Origin of the sequence: Bacillus sp. FSL L8-0528 (genome assembly GCF_038593085.1) — a bacterium.
Taxonomy (GTDB): domain Bacteria; phylum Bacillota; class Bacilli; order Bacillales; family Bacillaceae; genus Bacillus; species Bacillus paralicheniformis.
The window spans coordinates 3,343,330-3,365,648 of the sequence record NZ_CP151961.1 but is presented as its reverse complement, the minus strand read 5'-3'; the positions used below and the strand labels follow the sequence as shown (position 1 = coordinate 3,365,648).

Here is a 22,319-nt window from a genome sequence, read left to right as displayed (position 1 = left end):
CCTAAACTGAAAACCGTTTTAGGATTTTGTCAACAATTTAGGCTGCCGTTACGGCAGCCTTCTCAAATTAAAATACTTGCTCTACTTCAATGACGCCCGGAACTTCTTCTAAAAGGGCGCGCTCAATTCCAGCTTTAAGGGTGATGGTGGAACTTGGGCAGCTTCCGCATGCGCCGAGCAGGCGAAGCTTGACGATGCCGTCTTCAACATCGACGAGTTCACAGTCACCGCCGTCACGGAGTAAAAACGGACGAAGTTTGTCCAGCACTTCCTGTACTTGTTCTTTCATTTCGACCTCTGTCGTCATTCGTATCGCTCCTTTCAAATCATACAACCATTATATTCAGTCGAACAATAAAAAGCTATTGTTTGGTTTCAATCGTTTTCCCACATATTATATCATATTTGCCGGCAAAGACAAAAAACGATTTTCATTTCAATATGGAGCAGATGGACAAAATAGAATAAAATAAAGATAAAGAGAAAGGAGCTGCCGCTGATGAAAAAACAAGCCGAGCTTTTTGTTTACGGTGCCGACGTTCTTTGTCCAAGCTGTGTGAACCTTCCGTCATCAAAAGAAACGTATGAGTGGCTAGAAGCCGCCCTGAAAAGAAAATATCCCGACCAGCCTTTCTCAATCACGTACATTGATATCCATCAGCCGCCGGAAAACGACCCTGAAAAACAGGAAATCTCCGAAAAAATCCTGAACGACGAATATTTTTATCCGCTCGTCATGGTCGGTGATCAAGTGGTCGGCGAAGGAAATCCGAAGCTGAAAGACGTGTATAAAGAAATGGAAAAGCAAGGATATAAGCCTGCATGATAAACAGCAAGGGACAGACATGCCCCTTGCTGTTTTATTTTTTATGATTGCACCTTTCTTAAACCGGACAGACTAACTATCAGCCAGATCAATTAGGAGGGACAGCAAGCATGTCAAGCATTGAAGGACAAATCATGTCAGGCGATTTTGATGACGAAATGAATGTTTTTTCATTAAAGAAAATCAAGCAGTTTCAAACGCAGACCAGTCTGAAAGAAAACCAGCTCAAGGCTTTACAGCACTATTTAAGGCAGCATGAGCACGATGAGGACGGACAGATCATCACCCTCTACGACCAAATGCTTGTACCTTTGTCGCAAGATGATATAAAAGCGCTGCTGGATGACTTAACAAAAGTCCAGTCATTATATCATTAACTTTCCCTTTTATACCCGCTTTCCTGCCCTGATGTCATCCGTCATTCCGGGATAAGGGGCTTTTGAAATCAGATCTTCATTATCGATTCCGGCATTTTCAATAAATGTGATATCGGCGAATTCCGGTACGACATATTTTGGATACGTCTCATATTTTTCGCGCGATTCCTCCATTAAGTCGATATGGTCATTTTGATAGCAGACTGTAATATCAGGGCGTTCATGAACCCATTTAGGGAAGAAGATGATGCCGTGCATCCGCTTTTCATTCGGCATGAAGTTCAAGGAAACGTCAGTCCCTGTCGGTTCTGTCCATGATACTTTATAGACGCCTTCAGTCAGCTTGACGATATCGGCTTTTTGATCGCGAACCCAGCGTCCCCCAACCATTCCGCTGTGAATGCGGTAATCAATGGTATGGTCATTTTTAATGTAGATTTCATATTCCCATCCGTTTTCATACGTATAGATCATATGGCTTCCGACAAACTCTTTGACATCTTGATTCATATGAACCGCTCCCTTATTTGTTTATTGTAAAATCAAACATGTTTATATTTACATATATAATTATAAAATGTCATCAAAAACAATGTCAAACGAAAATACTTCCTGAGAGATTTGCAAGAATACAGAAAATGGTTACGATTGATGTCAGAATTTTGAGTTATTTTAGGAAATTAAGCCAATATTTAGAAAAGTGATTGTCAAAAAATAAGCGATTCTGTAAAATGAAAAACAACCCATAAAAAGGAAGAGACATGGGAGGAAAGGAAGGATAAACGATTGAAGACAAAAATTGCTTATGAGGAAGTCGCGGGAATGCTTAATCAATGGTATGTCATGATCAAGCGCCATGAAGTAGCACAAGCGGTCTCGATTAAATACGACATTGAGCACCGGCTGCCGAATATGGAAGAAAATCAAGATCTGCTTCTTTATTTTAATCTTTTAGACTATCGGCACAAACTGCTGACAGAAGAGTTTGCCGCTTCCACCAAATTGTTCGAGGATATTCAGGAGCAAAAAGCAGATATGCAAAGCACAGATGACATGATCGAATATTATTATTTCTTTTTCGCAGGCATGTACGAATTTCATAAAAAGGATTATACAAATGCCATCAATTATTATAAACTAGCCGAGGAAAAGCTCAGGACAATCCCCGATCAAATCGAAATCGCCGAATTCCATTACAAACTGGCTATCGCCTACTATCAAATCAAACAGAATTTCCTCTCCTTAAACCATGCAAAAACAGCTCTAAAAACCTTCAAAGCACATGATGATTATATTCAAAAAGCGATCAGCAACGATATGCTGATCGGAGCAAATAAACTCGATTTATTTCGTTTTGATGAAGCCGAACAGCATTACAAGCAAGCCCTAAAAGACGCGGCGCTGATCAAGCACCACGTTCTCCTCGGCATGGCTCACCACAACTTAGGATTGAGCTATGTCAATCGCAATCTCCTCACCTTGGCCGAACAGCATTTCAAAGAAGCGCTGCTTATTAAAGAGCATGAAGAATCGGTTTACGGCATCCACTCCATGTTTGAACTGACACATGTGCTATACAAATCAAATGTTGTCAAAGAAGCCCGCAAATTGTATGAAACAGGATTTTTCCGCGCGGAAAAAGCAGGAGAAAGGGAATATTTGTCGAAATTTAAACTTATTCATGCTCTGTATGATGAACAGGATCCACTTACAGTTGAACATGCTTTAGAATATCTTAAAACGATCAATCTCTGGACGGATGTAGCGGAATTAACATTTGATATCGCACTTTACTATAAAGAAAATGGAGATGCAGACAAAGCTGCCGAATATTTTGAAGAATCTCATCATGCAAGAGACCAAATTCTTAAAAGAACGGAGGAGTTAAAGTGAAAAAGATGATTGCCGTTGCGTTGACTGCCGTCTTTGCCAGCCTTGTCGTTTTAAGTTTTTCGTCTCAGCCGAAGGGAAATGCCGAGTTTGCCGGTCGCGCCATTTTTCTTGACGATAAGCCGGCCCAGCTGATGGCGGGCAGAGCGATCTTTCTCGACAGCTTTGACGGAAAAGCGCCTGCAGCTTTGCAAAAGACTGCATAAGCTGATTTGTTGCTGTACAAGCTGTTAAACTGGCGCCGAAGCCGGCGCCCTTTTTTTATGCAGCAATGAGAGACAAGGAGTCAGAACATGATACATATTCAAAATAAATCCGATACAGCGGTTATCGTGCTGCACGAAATATACGGGATTAACCGGCACATGCACGATGTTTGCCGATTGATAGCTGAGCAGGGCTTTGATGTTATTTGCCCCAATTTGTTAAATCGGGATCAACCGTTTGATTACGCTGAAGAAAAAGCGGCTTATCTTTTTTTTATGGAAAACGTCGGTTTTCCCGGCGTTTTGCGCAAAATAAATACAATCATATCCAAGCTGGATCGTCAATATCGCAAGATCATCTTACTCGGGTTCAGCGTCGGAGCAACCGCTGCCTGGCTCTGCGGCGAAGATGAGCGTGTCGATAGGATCGCCGGATACTACGGCTCCCGGATAAGGGACTATCTGAACATATCGCCTTCGTGTCCGGCACTGCTTTTTTTCCCTGAAAAAGAGCAGTCCTTTGACGTTGGCTCATGTATGTCCCAATTGGAATCAAAGAATGTCAAAACGGTGAAGCTGAAGGGAGAGCATGGATTTAGCGACCCGTATTCCGTAAAATACAACCGGCAGTCCTCGCAAATTGCTTATGAAATGATGATGGAGTTTTTAATAGCTTTATAAAAAGCGGGACAGGCATGGAAACGGTATAATAGGTATGACGCTCAATTCAAGAAAGCTCGCCGATGACAAGGGGGCTTTTTTGAGTAAAATCTTATCTGAGGGAATTCGAACTAAACTGTTCCAAGGATAGACTTCTTACAAAAGCTTCATTTAAGAAACAAAGTTCTAACATCATTGTAATTTTAGGAGGGAACAACATGGAAGCTTTTGCAGAATATTTAGAGGGAATTGATCACCCGGAACATCGGGCCCGGATGGAGGAAGTGTTGAGTTGGACAGCGGAGACATTTCCAAATTTAACGCCGAAAATCGCCTGGAATCAGCCTATGTTTACCGATCACGGCACTTTTATTATCGGTTTCAGCACAGCGAAAAATCACTTGGCTGTTGCCCCTGAAAGCGCGGGAATTGATCGTTTTTCTGAAGAAATCGTGCAGGCCGGCTATGATCATACGAAGCAGCTTGTCCGTTTCCGGTGGGATCGTCCGTTTGATTTCTCATTACTTAAAAAAATGATCGAGTTTAATATTGATGATAAGGCGGACTGTTCAACTTTTTGGCGGAAATAAAAATAAGGGCGTTCTCTCATGAAGGCGAGAGAGCGCCCCTAATTAAAAACGCTGCTGTTCTAAAACGCTAAGGTTTCACGCAATCTTACCCGTTATGATGCTTATACATCCACAGCAAGCCCGATTTCAGCAGGCGAGGCACTCTGCCGATCAACGGCCGTTCGGCGACTAAACCGAAGCCGGCTTTTTTGCCGAGTGAACCGAGCACGCCTTTCAGCTTGAATTTCGGCATCGTTTCAGGAAGAGGTTCGCCTTTCCAGCGCAGTTCAAGCACTTGGACGATTTGTTCCGCCTGAGCTTCGGCCAGCTGTGCGCTCGGCGCGTGAGGCAGGCTTGCGCAGTCGCCGACAACATACACGTGTTCGTCTCCCGGCAGGTTATGGTGCGGCGTCAGGACGACGCGCCCTTGTGGATCTTTTTCCACATCGAGATCCCGAACGATTTGGTTCGGCTGTATCCCCGCTGTCCAGACGATGGCGTCAGCTTGTATCGGGTCGTCATGATTATAGACGATGCCTTCTTCCACCTTTGTGATGTTGGCGCAATTGATAATCTTGACGCCGTGCTCTTCAAACCAGCTTTGAACATATTTGCTCAAACGCTTCGGGAAGCTCGACAAAATTAATTCTCCCCGGTCAAAAAGGACGATGTTCAAATCTTTTCGGCTTTCCCTCAGCTCGCTCGCAAGCTCAACGCCGCTCAGTCCTGCCCCGACGATCGCAACGGTGGCTTCCGCATTTAAATTGTTGAGCGCCTGGTACGTGCTGCGTGATTGATCAATTGTCTGAATGCTGTAGGTATGTTCAGGCGCACCGGGAACGTTGTGATATTTATCTTCACAGCCGAGTCCGATGACGGCGTCATCATAAGATATCGGCTCCCTGTCATGAAACAAAACTTTTTTCCCTTCCAAATCAACAGATGAAATCGTCCCGTATTCAATCTTTAACTTCGGGTGATCCGGGAAGGACACTCTGATATGATGATCGGAAATCGTCCCCGCAGCCAGTGCGTAGTACTCCGTTTTTAAACAATGGTAAGGGTTTTTGTCGATTAAAGTGATCATCACATCATCTGGCAGCTGGTTAGGCAGCAAACGATGAATGATCCGCATATTTCCGTACCCGCCGCCGAGCAAGACTAAATTTCTCATTGGTAATTCCCCTTTTCCCCTCAGATTAAGAAACTAACCTTTTTCATTGCAAAATTAAAAAACTATGTAAATACCCTCTAGAATTATATCTAATTTGATGTAAAATCACAATATTTCTCGGGAAAATAACCTACATATCCGCTTTGAATCGATAATTAGTAAAACCCTTTAAGGTATTAATATGTTACAAATGCTTTATTCCTCAGCCTTAAACTTTGACTATTGAAACGTAAATAGGGTACGATAAAAAAGCGATGTGAGGTGAAATAAAGTGTTTCCAATCGTTGAGTTTTGCGTCAGCAATCTTGCCCAAGGTTCTCAGGAAGCAAAAGAAATATTGGAGAAAGATCCGAATCTGGACGTCGTCGAATACGGCTGCCTGAGTTACTGCGGACAATGCATGCAGACCATGTATGCTCTTGTAAACGGAGAAATGGTGACAGCGAATAATCCGGCTGAATTGGTCGAAAATATATACAAGTTCATTGATGAAAATGAACTTATTTAAAAACGGGGTCATCTTGGTGATCTCGTTTTTTCATGCAAAGCCTTTGTTTGAAAGGGTTTACATAAAAAGAGAAAAAATTCTTAAAAATTTTTGTGGACAGGCCAATCATTAATTGTTATCTTAATAAAAGTTTAAAAAATAATAAGAGGTGTGGTCATGAACATTTTATGGGGACTTCTTGGTATTCTGGCGATTTTCGCGATTGCTTTTCTGCTTTCTGAGCATAAGAGTAAAATTAACATAAGAACGATTTTAATCGGTTTGGCGATCCAGCTCCTGTTCGGATTCATCGTTCTCAAATGGGAAATGGGGCGGGAAGTGTTTCTTTCGTTTACGAAAGCCGTTCAGCATCTCGTCAATTATGCGAATGAAGGAATCAGCTTTCTCTTTGGGCCTCTCTTGCAAGTAGGCGACAGCGCTGCCTTCGCTTTAAGCGTTCTTCCTGTTATCATCTTCTTTTCATCGCTGATTGCGGTTCTTTACCACTTACGGATCATGCAAGTCATCATCCGCTTTATCGGCGGCGGATTGGCAAAACTGCTTGGAACAAGCAAAACGGAATCTCTTTCTGCAGCTGCCAATATCTTTGTCGGACAAACTGAAGCGCCGCTTGTGATTAAGCCGTTTATTGCAAACTTAACAAAGTCGGAGCTGTTTGCCGTTATGACAGGCGGACTCGCATCAGTGGCCGGTTCTGTTTTGTTCGGTTACGCCCTTCTCGGGGTTCCTCTCGAATATTTGCTTGCAGCGAGCTTTATGGCCGCACCTGCGGGCTTGATTATGGCAAAAATGCTCATTCCCGAAACGGAAAAACCGAAAATTGAAGAAAAAGATATTCAAATGGCTGAAGACGAAGACGCAGCAAATGTCATCGATGCCGCGGCAAAAGGGGCATCAACGGGTCTCTCTCTTGCGTTGAATGTCGGCGCGATGCTGCTTGCTTTTGTTGCTTTGATTGCCGTTTTAAACGGAATTCTTGGAGGAGTCGGCGGATGGTTCGGCTTTAAAGACCTTTCACTCGAATATATTCTCGGCTATGTATTTGCCCCGCTCGCCTTTGTCATCGGCGTGCCATGGGATGAAGCGGTCCAGGCCGGAAGCTTTATCGGTCAAAAGCTCGTTCTGAACGAATTTGTCGCTTATTCCAATTTTGCTCCGATGTTTGATCAGCTTTCCGTCAAAACAGCTTCGATTATCAGCTTTGCGCTGTGCGGTTTCGCAAACTTGTCTTCTGTGGCGATTTTGCTTGGAGGACTTGGAGGAATGGCGCCGAACCGCCGTTCCGATATCGCCCGTCTCGGCTTGAAAGCCGTTGCGGCCGGAACATTGGCCAACCTTTTAAGCGCGGCGATCGCCGGAATGTTTATCGGATAACATGATAAAAGCTCCCTGCAAATGAATGCAGGGAGCTTTTATGTATGAAAAACGGGGGATAGCCATATTGTATCCATCCCTTTCAGCTTTTATACTAGAAGAAAGAAAAAAATGTGGAGGCGGCTATGAATTCTTTTCGTTTTACTAAAATGCACGGCTTAGGAAACAGCTATATATACGTCAATCAGTTTGAAGAACATCTCCCTGAGGAGCTGTTGTCGGATTTGGCCGTCAAAGTGTCTTCCGTTTACACCGGAATCGGTTCAGACGGAATGATTCTGATCTGTCCTTCAGATCGAGCGCCGGTTAAAATGCGGATTTTCAACAGCGACGGATCTGAAGGCAAAAACTGCGGAAACGGTTTGCGCTGCGTTGCAAAATACGCGTATGAACATAAACTGGTAGAGGAAACGTCCTTTTTAATTGAAACCCTTTCAGGCTTGGTAAAGGCTCAGGTTGAGGTGGATGAAGGAAAAGTTGTATCGGCTACGGTCGATATGGGCGAACCGCGACTTCTCAAATCAGATATGCCGATGCGGGGTGAACAGGGTTCAGAGACGATCAATGAAAAGATGATATTCGGCGGCCGTGAAATGAAGGGTACCGCTGTATCCATGGGCAATCCCCACATCGTCTTTTATTTAGACGATATTGAAAAAGCCCCGCTGACGACGATGGGACCGCTCATTGAAAAAGATGAAAGGTTTCCGGAAGGGGTTAATGTAGAATTTGTTGAAGTTGAAAACGAAAATGAACTCCATTTCCGCGTTTGGGAAAGGGGATCAGGAATTACCCAGGCTTGCGGAACAGGCGCCTGCGCAGCCGCAGTGAGTTCGGTGCTCAACGGCTATTCCAAACGGGACACGGACATTACCGTCCATCTCGCCGGCGGCGATTTGATCATTAATTGGAAAAACGACGGACGCGTCATGATGACGGGACCCGCTGAAACGGTATGTGAAGGCGAGTTTTTTATATCATAAGTCGGTCTGTTTGAGAAATCGGACGTGCGACTTTATAATAAAGGTACACATGAGCTTTTAGGAGGTGTAATCTCATGAGCGAAAAAACGGTCACGGTTACGGAAGCGGCTGCTCTTCATATCAAGGATATGATGAAAGAGCATGAAGAGGAGAACGCATTTTTGAGAATCGGAGTAAAAGGCGGCGGATGCAGCGGCCTGTCATACGGCATGGGTTTTGAACATGAAAAAAACGAAGACGACAATGAATTCGTCCAGCATGGAATCACAGTGCTTGTAGACCAAGAAAGTCTGGATATCATGAACGGTACGGTCATTGATTTTAAACAATCGATGATGGGCGGAGGCTTCACCATCGATAATCCAAACGCCATCGCTTCATGCGGCTGCGGATCATCATTCAGAACCGCAGCGAATGCGGGGAAGCCTGAAGAGTGCTGACATAAGGTCAACGATATGCAATGAAAAAAACGCCTTTCATCTCGATGCTTCATCGTGATGAAAAGGCGTTTTATTATGGTCTGGGGGAAAAAGAAATGAAACTCGTATCAACGCACGCCTTGTCAAAAGCGGACGTTACCGCGTTTTTTCATACACATTGGGGAAGTCCGGAAATGGTCAATTCACACGGAACATTCCGCTGCGATGAATTGGAAGGATTCGCTGTAACAGATGAAAAAAGCGACATTAAAGGCTTGATTACGTACTTCATCGCTGGAAACGAATGTGAAGTCGTCTCTTTGGACAGTGTTGTCGAAAACAAAGGGATCGGCTCACTCCTTTTACAAGAAGTGGAGCGTGTTTCAAAGCGAAAACAGTGTAAATCGATTAAACTGATCACGACGAACGATAATATGCGGGCGCTTATGTTTTATCAAAAGAGGGGCTATACTTTGGCCGAGTTGTATGTAAACGCAGTTGACAAAGCAAGAAAAGTAAAGCCGGAAATTCCCTTTGTCGCTGATAACGGCATTCCGATTCGGGATGAGATTCTATTGGTGAAAGATTTAGCATAGTTTTTCTGCTTCTTCGCGAAGAGGAGCAATGCAGCCACCCCGCTCAAAGTGTTGAGCAAGGTTTTTGCAATGGGCTTCCGGAACACAACCGTGTTTATTTCTGGTTAAAGATGCGATTCAGATTGCTCGTGTTGTTGGTGATAGAGGTGATATAGCGGCTTCCGCTTATCATTTCCTTGTTGCACAGAGGGCATAAAGGGCGGTCGCTGCTCGTGAAATTTTTTCTCATCCATCCGTTGCAGTCCTCAGCCGTACATTCCCACGTACTGATATCTTCCTTTGGCAGAGGCTCTTGATTGCGATTGTTGTAGTAAGACATATCGTCACTTCCTAACAAGGGTTTTTTGGAGTTCATTTAAGAATATTTTGTGAATCTTAAGACATTCTATTCGTCAATTTGTTATTCTATACTGGACAGGTTTATTTAGTGTCCAAGCCCAGTAAAGAAAAGGGGTTCAACCATGGAAAAAATCAACTGCAGAAGCTGCGGCGGGCTTACGCCGTACGATTCAAAAGTCTGCGAGGCATGCGGATGCGAAAAACCGCTTCCAAAATCACAGAAAATTACGGACCGGATTGTCTTGACTGCGGCGGGAGTCGTCGGCATCTTAACAATTGTGCTGATATTGGGAACGATCTTCTCATATTTGAATATCATATAATGAAAAGGAGCCGGTGTCAGGCTCCTTTTCATTTTTATTTGTTTTCAAACATGCTTGTAGAGTGCAGCGGCTGCACACGCGCTTTAGGATCCATATAAGCTTTTGCATTGTTGACAGCGGTCGGCGCTTCACCAAATCCGCTCGCAATCAGCTTGACTTTCCCTTCATATGTGCAGATATCGCCGGCTGCATAGAATCCCTCGATGTTCGTTTCCATTGTGGACTTGACGACGATCGAATTTTTCTCGATTTCAAGCCCCCAGTTTTTGATTGGTCCGAGAGATGAAACAAAACCGAAGTTGACGATCACATCGTCGACATCGATGATTTCTTTTCTCTCGCCTTTCACTTCCTCAATGACGATCTGTTCGATTCGCTCGCTGCCGATCAGCTCGGTCGGAACAAACGGTGTCAATACATTGACTTTAGAATTGCGCAAGTTTTCGACGCTGTGCTCGTGTGCGCGGAATTTATCGCGGCGATGAATAATTGACACCTCTTTTGCGATCGGTTCCAGCATGAGCGCCCAGTCGACGGCGGAGTCGCCGCCGCCCAATACCGCAACGCGCTTGCCCGCAAATTGATTCAGATCATCTATAAAGTAATGAAGGTTTGCATTCTCGAATTGTGCCGCAGATTCAAGCTCGAGCTTTCTCGGCTGGAATGCTCCGTTTCCGGCTGTAATAATCACCGTTTTAGAATAGTGGATTTCTTTGTTGGTGACGAGTTTGAAAATACCGTCTGCTTGTTTTTCAACGCTTTCGACGGCTTGTTCCAAACAAACGGTCTGATCGAATTTCGCCATTTGCTCTTTTAAATTGTCGACCAGCTCCTGAGCGCGGATTTTAGGGAACCCGGCTACATCGTATATGTATTTTTCGGGATACAAAGCGGACAGCTGACCGCCGAGCTGCGGCAGGCTTTCAATAATTTTGACGCTCGCTTGCCGCATTCCGCCGTAAAATGCGGTAAACAAGCCGACAGGGCCGCCCCCGATAATTGTGATGTCATATACTTTTGTGTCTTCACGCATGAAAATAATGCCCCCTAAATGAAAATTGTTCTTAATGATATCATATCACATAAAATAAATACGAGCGCGTCTGTTTTTTTAGGCGCGGAAAATATTACTGTCTGATCTAAAGTCTGCCGCCCGAGCATATTTAACCTTGAAAAAGCAAAAGCGAGCGGCTATGATGTAGTTGTGAACAATTTGTTAAAGATTCGTGAATATTTTTCGACGCACAGCCGAAAAACATTCCGTTGTTCGGCAAACTAAAGTGAAGGGTTTCACAAACTTTTTTTCATAAAAAGCCTGAAGCCGGCAGAAGATAACCCAAAGGCTATTTTTAATCCGGCTTAGCAGTAAAATACAGAAAAGGTGGATGTGATTCCGTTGAATAAGCCAAAAGTAGTAGTATTAGGTGCAGGTTATGGTGGATTAATGACCGTGACGAGACTTGTTAAAAAAATCGGCGTCAATGAAGCGGATGTTACGCTTGTCAACAAGCACAATTATCATTATGAGACAACCTGGATGCACGAAGCGAGCGCAGGTACGCTTCATCATGACAGATGCCGCTACCAAATTAAAGATGTCATCAATACATCCCGTGTCAATTTCGTTCAGGATACGGTAAAGAAAATCGATAAAGAAGGAAAGAAAGTCGTCCTTGAAACCGGCGAGCTTAGTTACGACTATCTTGTCGTGGCGCTGGGGGCCGTCCCTGAAACTTTCGGAATTTCTGGATTGAAAGAGTATGCTTTCTCCATTTCAAACATCAATTCGTCCCGGCAGCTTCGCGAGCACATTGAATATCAGTTTGCAACGTATAATACAGAAGCCGAGAAGCGCCCGGAACGCCTGACGATCGTTGTCGGAGGAGCGGGTTTTACCGGCATTGAATTTTTGGGCGAATTGGGCAACCGCATTCCTGAGCTGTGCCGCGAATACGATATCGACCGCCAGCAGGTTCGTTTAATATGCGTGGAAGCCGCGCCGTCCGTTCTCCCGGGCTTTGATCCGGAGCTTGTCGATTATGCGGTCAACTACCTTGAAGGAAAGGGCGTTGAATTCAAAATCGGCACGGCTGTGAAAGAATGCACGCCTGACGGAATCATTTGCGGAAAAGACGATCAGACCGAAGAAATCAAAGCAGGCACTGTCGTATGGGCCGCAGGTGTCCGCGGCAACCCGATCATAGAAGAATCAGGCTTTGAAAACATGCGCGGCCGTGTGAAGGTAAAACCTGATCTGCGTGTTGAAGGCCATGATGATATATTTGTTATCGGAGACTGCTCGCTGATCATAAATGAAGAAACCGAAAGGCCTTATCCGCCGACTGCGCAGATTTCCATGCAGCAGGGCGAAACGTGCGCAAACAATCTGGCCGCACTGATTCACGGCAAAGAAACGGAAACGTTCTCATTCGATAATAAAGGCTCTGTCGCTTCTCTCGGCGAACATGATGCAATCGGCGTCGCATTCGGGAGAAAGATGACGGGAACGACGGCGTCCATGATGAAAAAAATCATCGACAACCGCTCGCTGTTCCTGATCGGCGGGCCGGGGCTTGTTCTGAAAAAAGGAAAGTTTAAATTTTTCTAATCAGAATCAAAGCCTGCAGCGGAAGCTGCGGGCTTTTTATTCGGGGTTAAAAACTTCAAAAACGAAAGAAAAAGGAAGAAAGCTTAGTTTTTAAGCGCTTACATCAAATGATCTGTTATATTTTCTGACTTTATTATTGACAATGTTCATGATATATTATCAGAAAATTAAGAAAAAAGGTGTGTATCTAATGAAGACGACGTCAACCCATCGCCTTGAATCAACCTGTACTTTCTGTTCGGGAAAAGGCTATTTTCAGCTTCTGCTTGGCGGTTCGGAAACGTGCAGCAACTGCAAGGGAACGGGAAAAGACCGCTGATCGCCGCTTTCCAATGATTGACTCAAGTTCCTTCCCCAATGTACACTAAAAGAGGTGAATTGGGGGTGGAGGCTTTGATTAGTTTACCAGTTGTCATCATTTCAGTTGTCTTATTTTTCGTCCTGTTTTTCGGTATCGGTTTTCTGCTGAATATGCTGCTCAGGATGTCATGGATCATGGCTGTCATTTATCCAATTGTATGCCTTTTCATTGTGAATAAAGAAAAGCTTATTCGCTATGTAGAGGCGCCGGGAGAGGCATTTTCCGGCCTTTTTGACAGAGTGGCTTCATTGGCTGCTGCCGATATCATCATTTTAGCCAGCGGAATGGCCGGGGCCCTGTTGTCGGGCGTTACGATTAAAGCGCTGCGAAAAAGGGGATATCAAATGTTTTAAGCCTTCTTCTTCAAGGGAGAGGGTTTTTTGGATTTAATTTTTTCACTTTTCTCAAAACTTTTCCGCCATCTGAATATTTCTGTTTCCGCTTGGAAACAACTAGATGGTGAGAGGAGTGGAAGATTTGAGAAAAGTGATGACAATGTTCCGGCGTTTCTTGATGACAGTTTTGTTTGTCCTTGCTTTTATGACGACCTTCTTTGCCGTTTCAGGCGTGGAAGCACAGGACATATCCAGCTGGGCGAAAGAACGCGATCTGTCCTTGAAACAGCTGATGCTCACCTTTAAATCACTTCCGAAAGAAAAAGCGGAAAAAACGTCTCTGTCTGCCGCAGAACAAATTAAAAACAAACCGAAATCGCTTGAAGATGCCTTTGACTGGACCAAGTATCCGAAGCAAAAAGTCACCGCGACCGGATATACAGCAGGGGCGGAATCGACGGGAAAACAGCCTCATCATCCAGATTACGGGATTACATATTCGGGAGTCAAAGTCAAAAGAGATTTATATTCAACCGTTGCTGCCGACCCGTCGGTCTTTCCGATCGGCACGATATTGTTCATACCGGACTACGGCTATGGCGTTGTTGCGGATACCGGATCAGCCATTAAAGGGAACCGGCTCGATTTGTACTATGAGACGGTTGAGGACGTTTATAAAGAGTGGGGCAAAAAAACACTTGATGTTTATGTCATTAAGAAAGGAAACGGCACCATTACCGAAGAGGATCTCTTGAAGCTGAATGAAAATAAATCGATGCAAGTATTCAGACAAAAATATAAAATGGCGAAAGAATAAGAAAAAACGTTTAAGACCTGTGCGTCTTAAACGTTTTTTTGCTCTACATCAATAAATAATCGAGAAGCAGCGTCAGGGCAATGCCGGTCAAACCGCCGAAAAACACTTCAATCGGCTGATGGCCGAGCAGTTCCTTCAGCTTCTTCTGTTTTTCTTCCTGATGACTTTTAGGGAAATCTTTCGCTTCGTTGACAAAGCGGTTGAAATCGCGGACAAGCCGGTTGATCACTGTTGCTTGTTCTCCGGCATGTCTTCTCACTCCGGTTGCATCAAACATCGTAATAACGGCGAATATTGCGGAAACGGCGAACAAAGAAGAATCCATCCCGTGATCAAGAGCCACGCCGGTTGAAAGCGCCGTAACGGCTGCTGAGTGTGAGCTCGGCATTCCGCCAGTGCTTGTGACGAGCCGCCAATCCCATTTTTTCGAGACGACAAAGTAAATGGGAACCTTGATAAACTGAGCGAAAAAGATCGCGGCAAAGCTCGCCAGTAAAGGAAAGTTTGTGAGGATTTCCATTTTGCAGAACATCCTTTCTATAAAGAAAATAGAGATGAATTCAAAAAAGCACGCAGTTATTTGCTAAAATATATAATATGAAACCCCAACGGGGAAAAATGTTTTTCCTATTATAACATTGTTGTTTCAATTTTACTCACTTTGCTGATAAGGAGCTGTGAACGCATGTTTTATGCCTTTAAAGACTTCGAAAAAAAAGAAACACTTTTAATCGGACTGTTTAAAAAAAGCCGGCTGTACGGGAAGGCGGAAGAAATCGACCGCCTTTTGGACGGCCAGCTTTCTCAGCTGCTGAAAGACGGGGATGTATCTTCCAAAAAAACGAAAGTGTCTAAAATATTTACCCCTTCCCTTCAGGGAGTCAAACGCATCTATATCGTCGGATTGGGCCGTGAAGCGGAATTTACCTTCGAGGATGCGAAGCAGTGCTTTGCCGAAGCTGTTCAGCAGATTCACAAAGATCGAAAGCAGGAGTTAACCGTCATGCTCGACAGCTTCGTATCTGAAGAGGTCCCAGCCGCTGACGCCGCGCATGCATTGGCTGAATCGTGCATGCTGTCATGCTATGAAGTGCAGGATTACAAGCACAGAGCAAATGTGCCTGATCAATGCCTGCAAAGCGTCTATGTTTTGACAGACCATGACCTGAAAGAAATTCAGGCGAGTTTGCACGTCGGGCAGGTGTACGGAAATGCGACGAATTCGGCGAGAACCCTCGTGAACATGCCGGGGAACATGCTGACAGCGGCGGATCTCGCGTCATACGCCGCTGAATTGGCAGCAAAATACGAATTTGAATGTGAAATTCTCGAAAAGGCTGAAATGGAAGAGCTCGGGATGGGCGGTCTCCTCGCGGTCAACCAAGGATCAGAAGAGCCGCCGAAAATGATCGTCTTAAAATATCAGGGAAAAGAAACATGGGATGATGTCATCGGGTTAGTCGGCAAAGGGATCACGTTTGATACCGGCGGCTATTCGATTAAGACGAAGAGCGGCATTGTCGGCATGAAGTCAGATATGGGCGGAGCCGCCAGCGTTTTGGGAGCGATGGAAGCCATCGGAGAATTAAGGCCGGAACAAAACGTGCTTGCCGTGATCCCGTCGACTGATAACATGATTTCGGGAAGCGCAATGAAGCCGGACGATGTCATCGTTTCCTTGAGCGGCAAGACGATTGAGATCTTGAATACGGACGCCGAAGGAAGGCTGGCGCTCGCTGACGGACTGACATATGCGAAGCACCACGGAGCTTCCGTGTTGATCGATGTCGCGACACTGACCGGAGGTGTCGTCGTAGCTCTGGGAACGGAAACGACGGGCGCGATGACAAATCATGATCCGCTTTATCAGCAGGTGAGACAGGCGGCTGAAGAAGCGGGAGAAGCGATTTGGCAGCTTCCGATTACAGAAAAAGACAAAAAAAGAGTGAAAAACAGCCAAATGGCCGATCTTAACAATTCACCGGGCAGGGAAGGCCATGCGATTATGGCCGGAACGTTCCTCGGCGAATTCGCCGAGCGGACGCCATGGGTTCACCTTGACATCGCCGGAACGGCAACGACAGCTCAAAGCTCATGCTTTGGACCGAAAGGCGGAACAGGCGTGATGGTAAGGACGCTTGTCACGTTTGTCGAGCGGTTTTCAGATCAATTGTAGGCTTTTATCCCCTTTGACAGAAGGGGATTTTTTTATGGAAAATACAGAGGAGCCTCATTGACGCATTCATAAAATATGTGGTACTATACGTTCATTACTTTAATTATCTACTACATTAGCAAACTAAAGCGTTTGTTCGGAGGTTTCAAATATGAATGCAGTTGTGATTGCTGTTATTGTCATGCTTATATTAAGCCTGCTGCGGGTCAATGTTGTTCTTGCCTTGATTGTGGGCGCACTTGCCGGAGGTCTGACGGGCGGTCTCGGCCTCGGCCAGACGGTCAGCATATTCACGGAAGGACTCGGAGGGAACGCAACCGTCGCTGTCAGTTACGCGCTTCTCGGCGCATTTGCGGTCGCTTTGACGAAAACGGGTCTTCCTGATGCCATGGTTGAAGCTGCTGTCAAGCTGATCGGCAAAGAAGGCGATGCAAGGCGCAAAACCCTTTCAAAAGCGCTGATCGTCTTCGTGATTTTAATCATTTCTTGTATGTCTCAAAATATCGTTCCAGTTCATATCGCATTTATCCCTGTTTTAATTCCGCCGTTATTGAAAATTTTGAATGAGCTGCAAGTGGACCGCCGCCTGATTGCGTGTGCGATGACATTCGGACTGACAGCTCCGTATATTTTGCTTCCCGTCGGCTTCGGCCAGATTTTCCAGGGGATTTTGAAAGACAATATGAAAGACGCCGGTCTTTCGGTCACATTGGCTGATATTCCGATCGCCATGATCATCCCGATCGCCGGGATGATTGCCGGTTTGGCTGCCGCTGTTTTTGTGTACCGCAAACCGCGCACATACGAAATGAAGGAAATCGCCGGTCAAAAATCGGCGGTTTATACGAAAAAAAGCCTTTCGATTGCCGGTTTGGCCATCGCTGTATCACTAAGCGTACAGCTTTATTTGTCTCAGAGTTTAGACGTCGACGGAATGATCTTCGGCGCGCTCAGCGGTTTGACAGTCTTGTTTTTAAGCGGAGCGATGAAGCGCGGCGAAGCGGACGAATTGATCACAAACGGCATGAACATGATGGCGTTTATTGGATTTGTGATGCTGGCTGCAGCCGGTTTTGCCAATGTGCTTGAGAAAACGGGCGATGTCAAAGCTCTTGTTGAAGCGTCAACCGGTTTCATCAGCAATAATCAATTGATCGGCGCATTGCTGATGCTGATTGTCGGTTTATTGATTACAATGGGGATCGGTTCATCATTTGCGACGATTCCGATTATCGCAACGATATTTGTGCCGCTTTGCATGCAGCTTGGCTTCAGTCCGATGGCGACCATCGCCATTATCGGAACGGCGGCGGCTCTCGGAGACGCCGGTTCACCTGCGAGCGACAGCACGCTTGGCCCGACATCCGGCTTAAATGCAGACGGACAGCACCACCACATTTGGGACACTTGTGTTCCGACATTCATCTTTTATAATATTCCGCTGATTTTGTTTGGCTGGATCGCGGCGATTGTTCTTTAAAAAAATTCCCCTCGCTTTGAGGGGAATTTTTTTCTATGTTTGGTAAAATAAAAAGAGAACCGCACCGCCGGCTCTTTATTAATAAGTCGGGTTTCTTCTGAAGCCTGCGCCTTTTTGAACGGCCCGGAAAACCTTTGAGGCGAGCGCGGCGAGCAGAACGGAGAATGCCAAGTCTTTCACGAAGAACCAGGCCATCATCTTCCAAACGGCTGAATAAGACAACGGTGTATTGAGCCAAGTTGAAAACGCGAGATACGTATAATTGACGCCAATCAGATAAATGATCAGTGTACCGATCAATGAAGCTGTGAAAAAATGGCCTGTTTTCGGTTGTGATACTTTGTCCGTGATCCAGCCCGCGGCATATGCGGCAGGAATGTAGGATAGAATAAATCCGGCGCTTCCTTTGAAAAGAACGGAAATACCGCCTGAAAAAGAAGCGAATACAGGAGTGCCTGCAAAGCCGACTAACGCATAGACGATCATGGACAGCGCACCTAATTTGCGGCCGAGCAGAAGCCCGGCAAGCAGACAAAAGAAAGGCTGCATCGTAAGCGGAATACCGCCGATTTGCAGAAACGGGGCAAACGAAGTGATATTAGCGCCGATCCCCATCAGGGCGGCAAACATTCCGACAAGCGCCATATCAGCGGCGCGAAGTTTCTTTTTATTCATGAGCTTTGTTCCTCCTCAGTGATTCACCACAACCTTATCGTAAGAGATCGTAAAATAGTTTGTCAACCACTTTTTAACCAAAGTTAACAAAGGAGGTTCTTTCGTGTTTTTTGGAAAAACAAAAGCGCACAAGTCCGACAGGGTGCCTCCAAACCAAAATGTCACGACATCTTTTCCTGTTCTTCATGCAGGCGATGTTCCGGAATACGAAGACCTGTCAAAATGGAATTTGCAAGTTTACGGACTTGTCGAACAGCCGCTCCTGCTGACTTTGAATGATCTGCATGACATGCCGCAAAGCGAAGTGTCCAATGACATTCATTGTGTAACAGGCTGGTCCAGGCTCGATAATGTCTGGGAAGGGATCAAAACAAGGGAGATCGCTGAAAGAGTAAAGCCGCTTCCGGAAGCCAAATTTGTCATTTTGCATGCAGAGGAAGGCTGGACGACGAATGTTCCGCTCGAAGACTTCTTAAAGGACTCGTCTCTTTTGGCCCATTCCCACAACGGCGCCCCGCTCACGCCGGAGCACGGTTTTCCGCTCAGAGCGGTCATGCCGCATCTGTATTTTTGGAAAAGCGCCAAATGGCTGAGGGGCATTCAGTTTACAAAGGAAAACCATCCGGGCTTTTGGGAGAAAAACGGCTACCATATGAGGGGAAATCCTTGGAAAGAAGAAAGGTACAGCTTTGATTAGCGGGGGAGAATGAAATGTTTTTCGTACAGCTGCTCATATTTTTCATGCTGACCGTCTGTTTTTGGCTTTTTATCGCATCATTCAAGAAAAAGGCTTTTGCTGTTTTATTAGCGCTGACAGCTGCGGCGGTTTTGCTGCTGTTTGCCGCAGCCTGCGATTCCTCAAACAGGACGCTGTGGGGAATCGTTCTGTTTGCGGCGATCCCTGTTTCTGCAATCGCGGCAAAGTTGTTTCAGGATTGGCGGAAAACGGAATAATAGGAAAAGACAGAGTCTCGGAGATATTTCCTGAGGCTCTGTCTTTTTGATGCTAGGCGCCGGCAGCTGACGACGAATTTTCGATCGCAAGCTCTGCCGGAACGTAATCATAGTTTAAGTCCCTGGCTACGGCTTCATAAGTGATATGGCCGTTTGCTGTGTTTACGCCGGCTTTTAGCGCTCGGTTTTCAAGTATCGCTTTTTCCGCGCCCTTATTTGCGATTTCAAGCGCGTACGGAACCGTTACATTCGTCAGTGCGACTGTGGATGTCCGCGGAACGGCGCCCGGCATGTTGGCAACGGCGTAATGGACGATTCCGTGTTTGACATAGGTCGGATTGTCGTGGGTTGTGATGTGATCCACCGTCTCGACGATGCCGCCTTGATCGATTGCGACGTCAACGATCACAGAGCCCGGTTTCATCTGTTTGACCATCTCTTCCGTCACTAAAGTCGGCGCTTTGGCACCCGGGATCAGAACCGCGCAGATGAGGAGGTCGGCTTCCGCTACGGCATCGGCGATGTTGACCGGATTGGACATCAATGTTTTGATTTGGTTGCCGAATTGATCATCAAGCTGGCGCAGACGTTCCGCGCTTAAATCGATCATCGTCACATCGGCTCCGAGGCCCGCCGCGATTTTTGCCGCATTTGTGCCGACAACGCCTCCGCCGATGATCGTCACTTTCCCGCGCGCGACTCCGGGTACACCGGCCAGTAGTATGCCTTTTCCGCCTTTCGGCTTTTCAAGGAACTGCGCGCCGATTTGAGCGGCCATCCGCCCGGCTACCTCTGACATCGGCGTCAGCAAAGGAAGGGAGCGGCCGTCGCTGACCGTTTCATAGGCAATGGCTGTCACGCCTTTTTGCTTTAATGCTTCAGCCAGGGAAGGCTCTGCGGCCAGATGCAGATAGGTGAACAAGATGAGACCTTCTCTAAAATACGGGTATTCTTCAGGGAGCGGCTCTTTGACTTTCATCACCATATCAGCCGCTTCCCAGACGGCTTTCGCCTGTTCGGAGATCTCCGCTCCGACTGAGACGTAATCCTCATTTTCAAACCCGCTTCCAGTCCCCGCGTCTTTTTCCATGATGACGCGGTGTCCTGCCGCGATCAATTGAGAAGCCGCACCGGGAGTCAAGGCAACACGGTTTTCATTGTTTTTGATTTCTTTCGGTACGCCGATAATCATCCGATCATTCCTCCTTTTTCTGTAAAAATGCTGTTGCTTTAGTTTATACTGACTTTTTAGAATTTTCTTTGTTTGAATCGAAAAATAAAAAAACATGCATTTGTGGAATTTCACAAATGCATGTTGCGAAGCTTGATTTCAAGATAAATCGTAAATTTTTCATTGATGTTCTTTAAATCGATTTCGGCGATTTTGCTGATGCGTTTCAGCCTGTAATTCAGCGTGTTGACGTGAATGTTCAGCTTTTTTGCGGCGGTGTTGACGTTGCTGTCGCATTCGATGAACTGTTCAAGCGTCTCGACAAGATTGGAGTGGTGCTCTTTATCATATGCTTCAAGCTGCATTAAAGAATAGTTTGGATAGCTTGCATGTTTCCGTTTTTCGCTTAGCACGTCGAGATACTGATAGATGCCGAGCTCTGAAAAGCTGACGAGCTGCCTTGTCTCATCGGGAAAACGCTCCTTGACCTTCAGCGCCGAGAGCGCTTCCTGATAAGACTGGTGCACAAGGGTGATCAAGCTGTACATTCCGCCGATCGCGATCGTGCAGTTATTCAGTTTATAGCGCTCTTCAAGCTGCTTTTGTATATTTGCGGCAAATTGCTTTAAATCATTGAACGGCTGCCCTTTTTGCCCCGTTTTTGGCGAAGCGAGGACAATCAGCTCATTATAGTCGATAGTAGCCAGAAGGATTTGCACCTGCTGCGTCGTTTCCAGCAAGTAATGGAGCTGCTTTTCGGTTTTTTCTTCGATTTCGTCTTTCAGCCGGATGATGATGACCGAATAAGTTGAAGGAACTCCGATACCAAGCTGGTGAAAGCCGTCGGAGATTTCCTGATCTTCCGAAATGTGCCCGGTCAAAAGCTTCCAGAAAAATTCCTGACTGCGCTGTTCATTTTTTCTTTTTCGGACTTGATAAGGCAGCAGCTTGTTCTTTACGGAATCCGCGGCCAGCTTCAAAAGGTGAAGCTCGTCTTCCGACAGCGTTTTTTGGCTTTCCAGCGCCCAGATAAAACCGATAACCTCGCTGTTTTTCCAGATTGATATCGCCACGCGGCTCGACAAGCCGACTTCATCGATTTGCTCGACCCTGATCGGTTCGTCGGTTTTCATCAAGGCGGGAATCGTTCCATCCTTCCAAAGCTTGTTGATGACTTTTTCCGGCACGCGCCTTCCGATGATTGTTGACGTTCTCGCCGGGTCCGTGTAGTCGCTGTGGGTGCTGTAAGCAAGGAGGCGGTGATTGATGTCTTCTATCGTAATCGGACAATCCAGCACCTCGCTGATATGATCTGCCACATCTTCTAAACGGTCATATTGATATTTAAAAGGATTGTTTCGATTGTTCATAAAAAACCCCTACTTTTTATGTTTGCATGAAAAAATTTTGACATATACCCATCTTACTTTTATTATGAATATAGTTGTTTGTTAAAATCAACAAAAAAGTCGCTGATGATTTATTATTTTTCATAAAC

At 45.7% G+C, this 22,319-nt stretch carries 28 protein-coding genes and 1 pseudogene; 20 read left to right on the top strand and 9 right to left on the bottom strand.

Annotated features, from left to right (window positions below):
* Positions 1 to 67: 67 nt before the first annotated feature.
* Positions 68 to 366, bottom strand: a pseudogene (locus tag MHI30_RS17240) (NifU family protein).
* A 133-nt stretch (positions 367 to 499) separates the two neighbouring features.
* On the opposite strand from MHI30_RS17240, the gene MHI30_RS17235 reads away from it, so the two are divergent.
* Together MHI30_RS17235 and MHI30_RS17230 are read left to right on the top strand one after the other, a co-directional pair.
* A complete protein-coding gene (locus tag MHI30_RS17235) occupies positions 500 to 826 on the top strand; it encodes a YuzD family protein (protein WP_003184955.1) in 327 nt (108 codons plus the stop codon).
* Positions 827 to 936: 110 nt separating this feature from the next.
* Complete coding sequence (locus tag MHI30_RS17230) at positions 937 to 1,203, top strand: hypothetical protein (RefSeq protein WP_003184953.1); 267 nt, start codon at positions 937 to 939, stop codon at positions 1,201 to 1,203.
* 9 nt (positions 1,204 to 1,212) lie between these two features.
* On the opposite strand, the gene MHI30_RS17225 is transcribed toward MHI30_RS17230, so the two are convergent.
* Positions 1,213 to 1,713, bottom strand: a complete 501-nt coding sequence (locus tag MHI30_RS17225; RefSeq protein ID WP_009329528.1) for a phenolic acid decarboxylase — start codon at positions 1,711 to 1,713, stop codon at positions 1,213 to 1,215.
* Between the two features lie 276 nt (positions 1,714 to 1,989).
* On the opposite strand from MHI30_RS17225, the gene MHI30_RS17220 reads away from it, so the two are divergent.
* The 4 genes from MHI30_RS17220 (at position 1,990) to MHI30_RS17205 (ending at position 4,549) form a co-directional block, all read left to right on the top strand.
* Positions 1,990 to 3,096 (top strand): Rap family tetratricopeptide repeat protein, encoded by a 1,107-nt coding sequence (locus MHI30_RS17220; RefSeq protein ID WP_075751306.1) that lies wholly within the window; start codon positions 1,990 to 1,992, stop codon positions 3,094 to 3,096.
* 5 nt (positions 3,097 to 3,101) lie between these two features.
* The gene (locus MHI30_RS17215) at positions 3,102 to 3,299 is read left to right on the top strand and encodes a hypothetical protein (RefSeq protein WP_154495611.1); all 198 of its coding nucleotides are present in this window, start codon (positions 3,102 to 3,104) and stop codon (positions 3,297 to 3,299) included.
* Positions 3,300 to 3,386: 87 nt separating this feature from the next.
* Positions 3,387 to 3,980, top strand: a complete 594-nt coding sequence (locus MHI30_RS17210) for a dienelactone hydrolase family protein (protein WP_075751305.1) — start codon at positions 3,387 to 3,389, stop codon at positions 3,978 to 3,980.
* Between the two features lie 197 nt (positions 3,981 to 4,177).
* Positions 4,178 to 4,549: an iron chaperone gene (locus MHI30_RS17205; RefSeq protein ID WP_075751304.1), complete on the top strand. Its 372-nt coding sequence runs from the start codon at positions 4,178 to 4,180 to the stop codon at positions 4,547 to 4,549.
* 85 nt (positions 4,550 to 4,634) lie between these two features.
* Here the strand turns inward: MHI30_RS17205 and MHI30_RS17200 are convergent, their stop codons facing one another.
* Positions 4,635 to 5,702: an NAD(P)/FAD-dependent oxidoreductase gene (locus MHI30_RS17200; RefSeq protein ID WP_075751303.1), complete on the bottom strand. Its 1,068-nt coding sequence runs from the start codon at positions 5,700 to 5,702 to the stop codon at positions 4,635 to 4,637.
* A gap of 271 nt (positions 5,703 to 5,973) precedes the next feature.
* Here MHI30_RS17200 and MHI30_RS17195 point away from each other — a divergent pair, with 271 nt between their 5' ends.
* From MHI30_RS17195 to MHI30_RS17175, 5 genes are all read left to right on the top strand, one after another.
* Positions 5,974 to 6,210, top strand: a complete 237-nt coding sequence (locus tag MHI30_RS17195; protein WP_003184941.1) for a YuzB family protein — start codon at positions 5,974 to 5,976, stop codon at positions 6,208 to 6,210.
* A 156-nt stretch (positions 6,211 to 6,366) separates the two neighbouring features.
* On the top strand, positions 6,367 to 7,584 hold the full coding sequence (locus tag MHI30_RS17190) for a NupC/NupG family nucleoside CNT transporter (protein WP_075751302.1): 1,218 nt from the start codon (positions 6,367 to 6,369) through the stop codon (positions 7,582 to 7,584).
* A gap of 125 nt (positions 7,585 to 7,709) precedes the next feature.
* Entirely contained in the window at positions 7,710 to 8,567 is an 858-nt protein-coding gene (dapF, locus tag MHI30_RS17185) for a diaminopimelate epimerase (protein ID WP_009329524.1), read from the top strand.
* 74 nt (positions 8,568 to 8,641) lie between these two features.
* Positions 8,642 to 9,007: an iron-sulfur cluster assembly accessory protein gene (locus tag MHI30_RS17180; RefSeq protein ID WP_003184936.1), complete on the top strand. Its 366-nt coding sequence runs from the start codon at positions 8,642 to 8,644 to the stop codon at positions 9,005 to 9,007.
* A gap of 95 nt (positions 9,008 to 9,102) precedes the next feature.
* The gene (locus tag MHI30_RS17175; protein WP_011198262.1) at positions 9,103 to 9,582 is read left to right on the top strand and encodes a GNAT family N-acetyltransferase; all 480 of its coding nucleotides are present in this window, start codon (positions 9,103 to 9,105) and stop codon (positions 9,580 to 9,582) included.
* A 94-nt stretch (positions 9,583 to 9,676) separates the two neighbouring features.
* Here the strand turns inward: MHI30_RS17175 and MHI30_RS17170 are convergent, their stop codons facing one another.
* The gene (locus MHI30_RS17170; protein WP_003184932.1) at positions 9,677 to 9,901 is read right to left on the bottom strand and encodes a cold-shock protein; all 225 of its coding nucleotides are present in this window, start codon (positions 9,899 to 9,901) and stop codon (positions 9,677 to 9,679) included.
* A gap of 142 nt (positions 9,902 to 10,043) precedes the next feature.
* Between MHI30_RS17170 and MHI30_RS17165 the strand changes: the two genes are divergently transcribed.
* Positions 10,044 to 10,244 carry a hypothetical protein gene (locus tag MHI30_RS17165; protein WP_009329523.1) on the top strand — a complete coding sequence of 67 codons (201 nt, stop codon included), beginning with the start codon at positions 10,044 to 10,046 and terminating at the stop codon, positions 10,242 to 10,244.
* Between the two features lie 34 nt (positions 10,245 to 10,278).
* Here MHI30_RS17165 and yumC read toward each other — a convergent pair whose 3' ends face one another.
* Positions 10,279 to 11,277, bottom strand: coding sequence for a ferredoxin--NADP reductase 2 (yumC, locus tag MHI30_RS17160; protein WP_003184928.1), 999 nt, complete (start codon positions 11,275 to 11,277; stop codon positions 10,279 to 10,281).
* Between the two features lie 357 nt (positions 11,278 to 11,634).
* Here yumC and MHI30_RS17155 point away from each other — a divergent pair, with 357 nt between their 5' ends.
* From MHI30_RS17155 to MHI30_RS17140, 4 genes are all read left to right on the top strand, one after another.
* Positions 11,635 to 12,852 (top strand): NAD(P)/FAD-dependent oxidoreductase, encoded by a 1,218-nt coding sequence (locus MHI30_RS17155; protein WP_026580067.1) that lies wholly within the window; start codon positions 11,635 to 11,637, stop codon positions 12,850 to 12,852.
* Between the two features lie 190 nt (positions 12,853 to 13,042).
* On the top strand, positions 13,043 to 13,171 hold the full coding sequence (locus MHI30_RS17150; protein ID WP_003184925.1) for a YuiA family protein: 129 nt from the start codon (positions 13,043 to 13,045) through the stop codon (positions 13,169 to 13,171).
* A 74-nt stretch (positions 13,172 to 13,245) separates the two neighbouring features.
* Entirely contained in the window at positions 13,246 to 13,566 is a 321-nt protein-coding gene (locus MHI30_RS17145) for a YuiB family protein (protein WP_011198260.1), read from the top strand.
* 133 nt (positions 13,567 to 13,699) lie between these two features.
* Positions 13,700 to 14,365: a 3D domain-containing protein gene (locus MHI30_RS17140; RefSeq protein ID WP_277619867.1), complete on the top strand. Its 666-nt coding sequence runs from the start codon at positions 13,700 to 13,702 to the stop codon at positions 14,363 to 14,365.
* 43 nt (positions 14,366 to 14,408) lie between these two features.
* Here MHI30_RS17140 and MHI30_RS17135 read toward each other — a convergent pair whose 3' ends face one another.
* Positions 14,409 to 14,885, bottom strand: a complete 477-nt coding sequence (locus MHI30_RS17135; protein ID WP_003184918.1) for a divergent PAP2 family protein — start codon at positions 14,883 to 14,885, stop codon at positions 14,409 to 14,411.
* Between the two features lie 165 nt (positions 14,886 to 15,050).
* Between MHI30_RS17135 and MHI30_RS17130 the strand changes: the two genes are divergently transcribed.
* The gene (locus MHI30_RS17130; protein ID WP_075751301.1) at positions 15,051 to 16,541 is read left to right on the top strand and encodes a leucyl aminopeptidase; all 1,491 of its coding nucleotides are present in this window, start codon (positions 15,051 to 15,053) and stop codon (positions 16,539 to 16,541) included.
* A 151-nt stretch (positions 16,542 to 16,692) separates the two neighbouring features.
* Complete coding sequence (locus tag MHI30_RS17125; protein WP_075751300.1) at positions 16,693 to 18,021, top strand: Na+/H+ antiporter family protein; 1,329 nt, start codon at positions 16,693 to 16,695, stop codon at positions 18,019 to 18,021.
* A 78-nt stretch (positions 18,022 to 18,099) separates the two neighbouring features.
* On the opposite strand, the gene MHI30_RS17120 is transcribed toward MHI30_RS17125, so the two are convergent.
* Entirely contained in the window at positions 18,100 to 18,696 is a 597-nt protein-coding gene (locus MHI30_RS17120) for a biotin transporter BioY (RefSeq protein WP_075751299.1), read from the bottom strand.
* Between the two features lie 103 nt (positions 18,697 to 18,799).
* Here MHI30_RS17120 and MHI30_RS17115 point away from each other — a divergent pair, with 103 nt between their 5' ends.
* Together MHI30_RS17115 and MHI30_RS17110 are read left to right on the top strand one after the other, a co-directional pair.
* Positions 18,800 to 19,393 (top strand): sulfite oxidase-like oxidoreductase, encoded by a 594-nt coding sequence (locus tag MHI30_RS17115; RefSeq protein WP_048350245.1) that lies wholly within the window; start codon positions 18,800 to 18,802, stop codon positions 19,391 to 19,393.
* A 14-nt stretch (positions 19,394 to 19,407) separates the two neighbouring features.
* On the top strand, positions 19,408 to 19,650 hold the full coding sequence (locus tag MHI30_RS17110) for a hypothetical protein (RefSeq protein ID WP_075751298.1): 243 nt from the start codon (positions 19,408 to 19,410) through the stop codon (positions 19,648 to 19,650).
* Between the two features lie 52 nt (positions 19,651 to 19,702).
* Here MHI30_RS17110 and ald read toward each other — a convergent pair whose 3' ends face one another.
* Positions 19,703 to 20,842 (bottom strand): alanine dehydrogenase, encoded by a 1,140-nt coding sequence (gene ald / locus MHI30_RS17105; RefSeq protein ID WP_050820796.1) that lies wholly within the window; start codon positions 20,840 to 20,842, stop codon positions 19,703 to 19,705.
* Positions 20,843 to 20,952: 110 nt separating this feature from the next.
* A complete protein-coding gene (locus MHI30_RS17100; RefSeq protein ID WP_048350244.1) occupies positions 20,953 to 22,191 on the bottom strand; it encodes a PucR family transcriptional regulator in 1,239 nt (412 codons plus the stop codon).
* Positions 22,192 to 22,319: the final 128 nt, after the last annotated feature.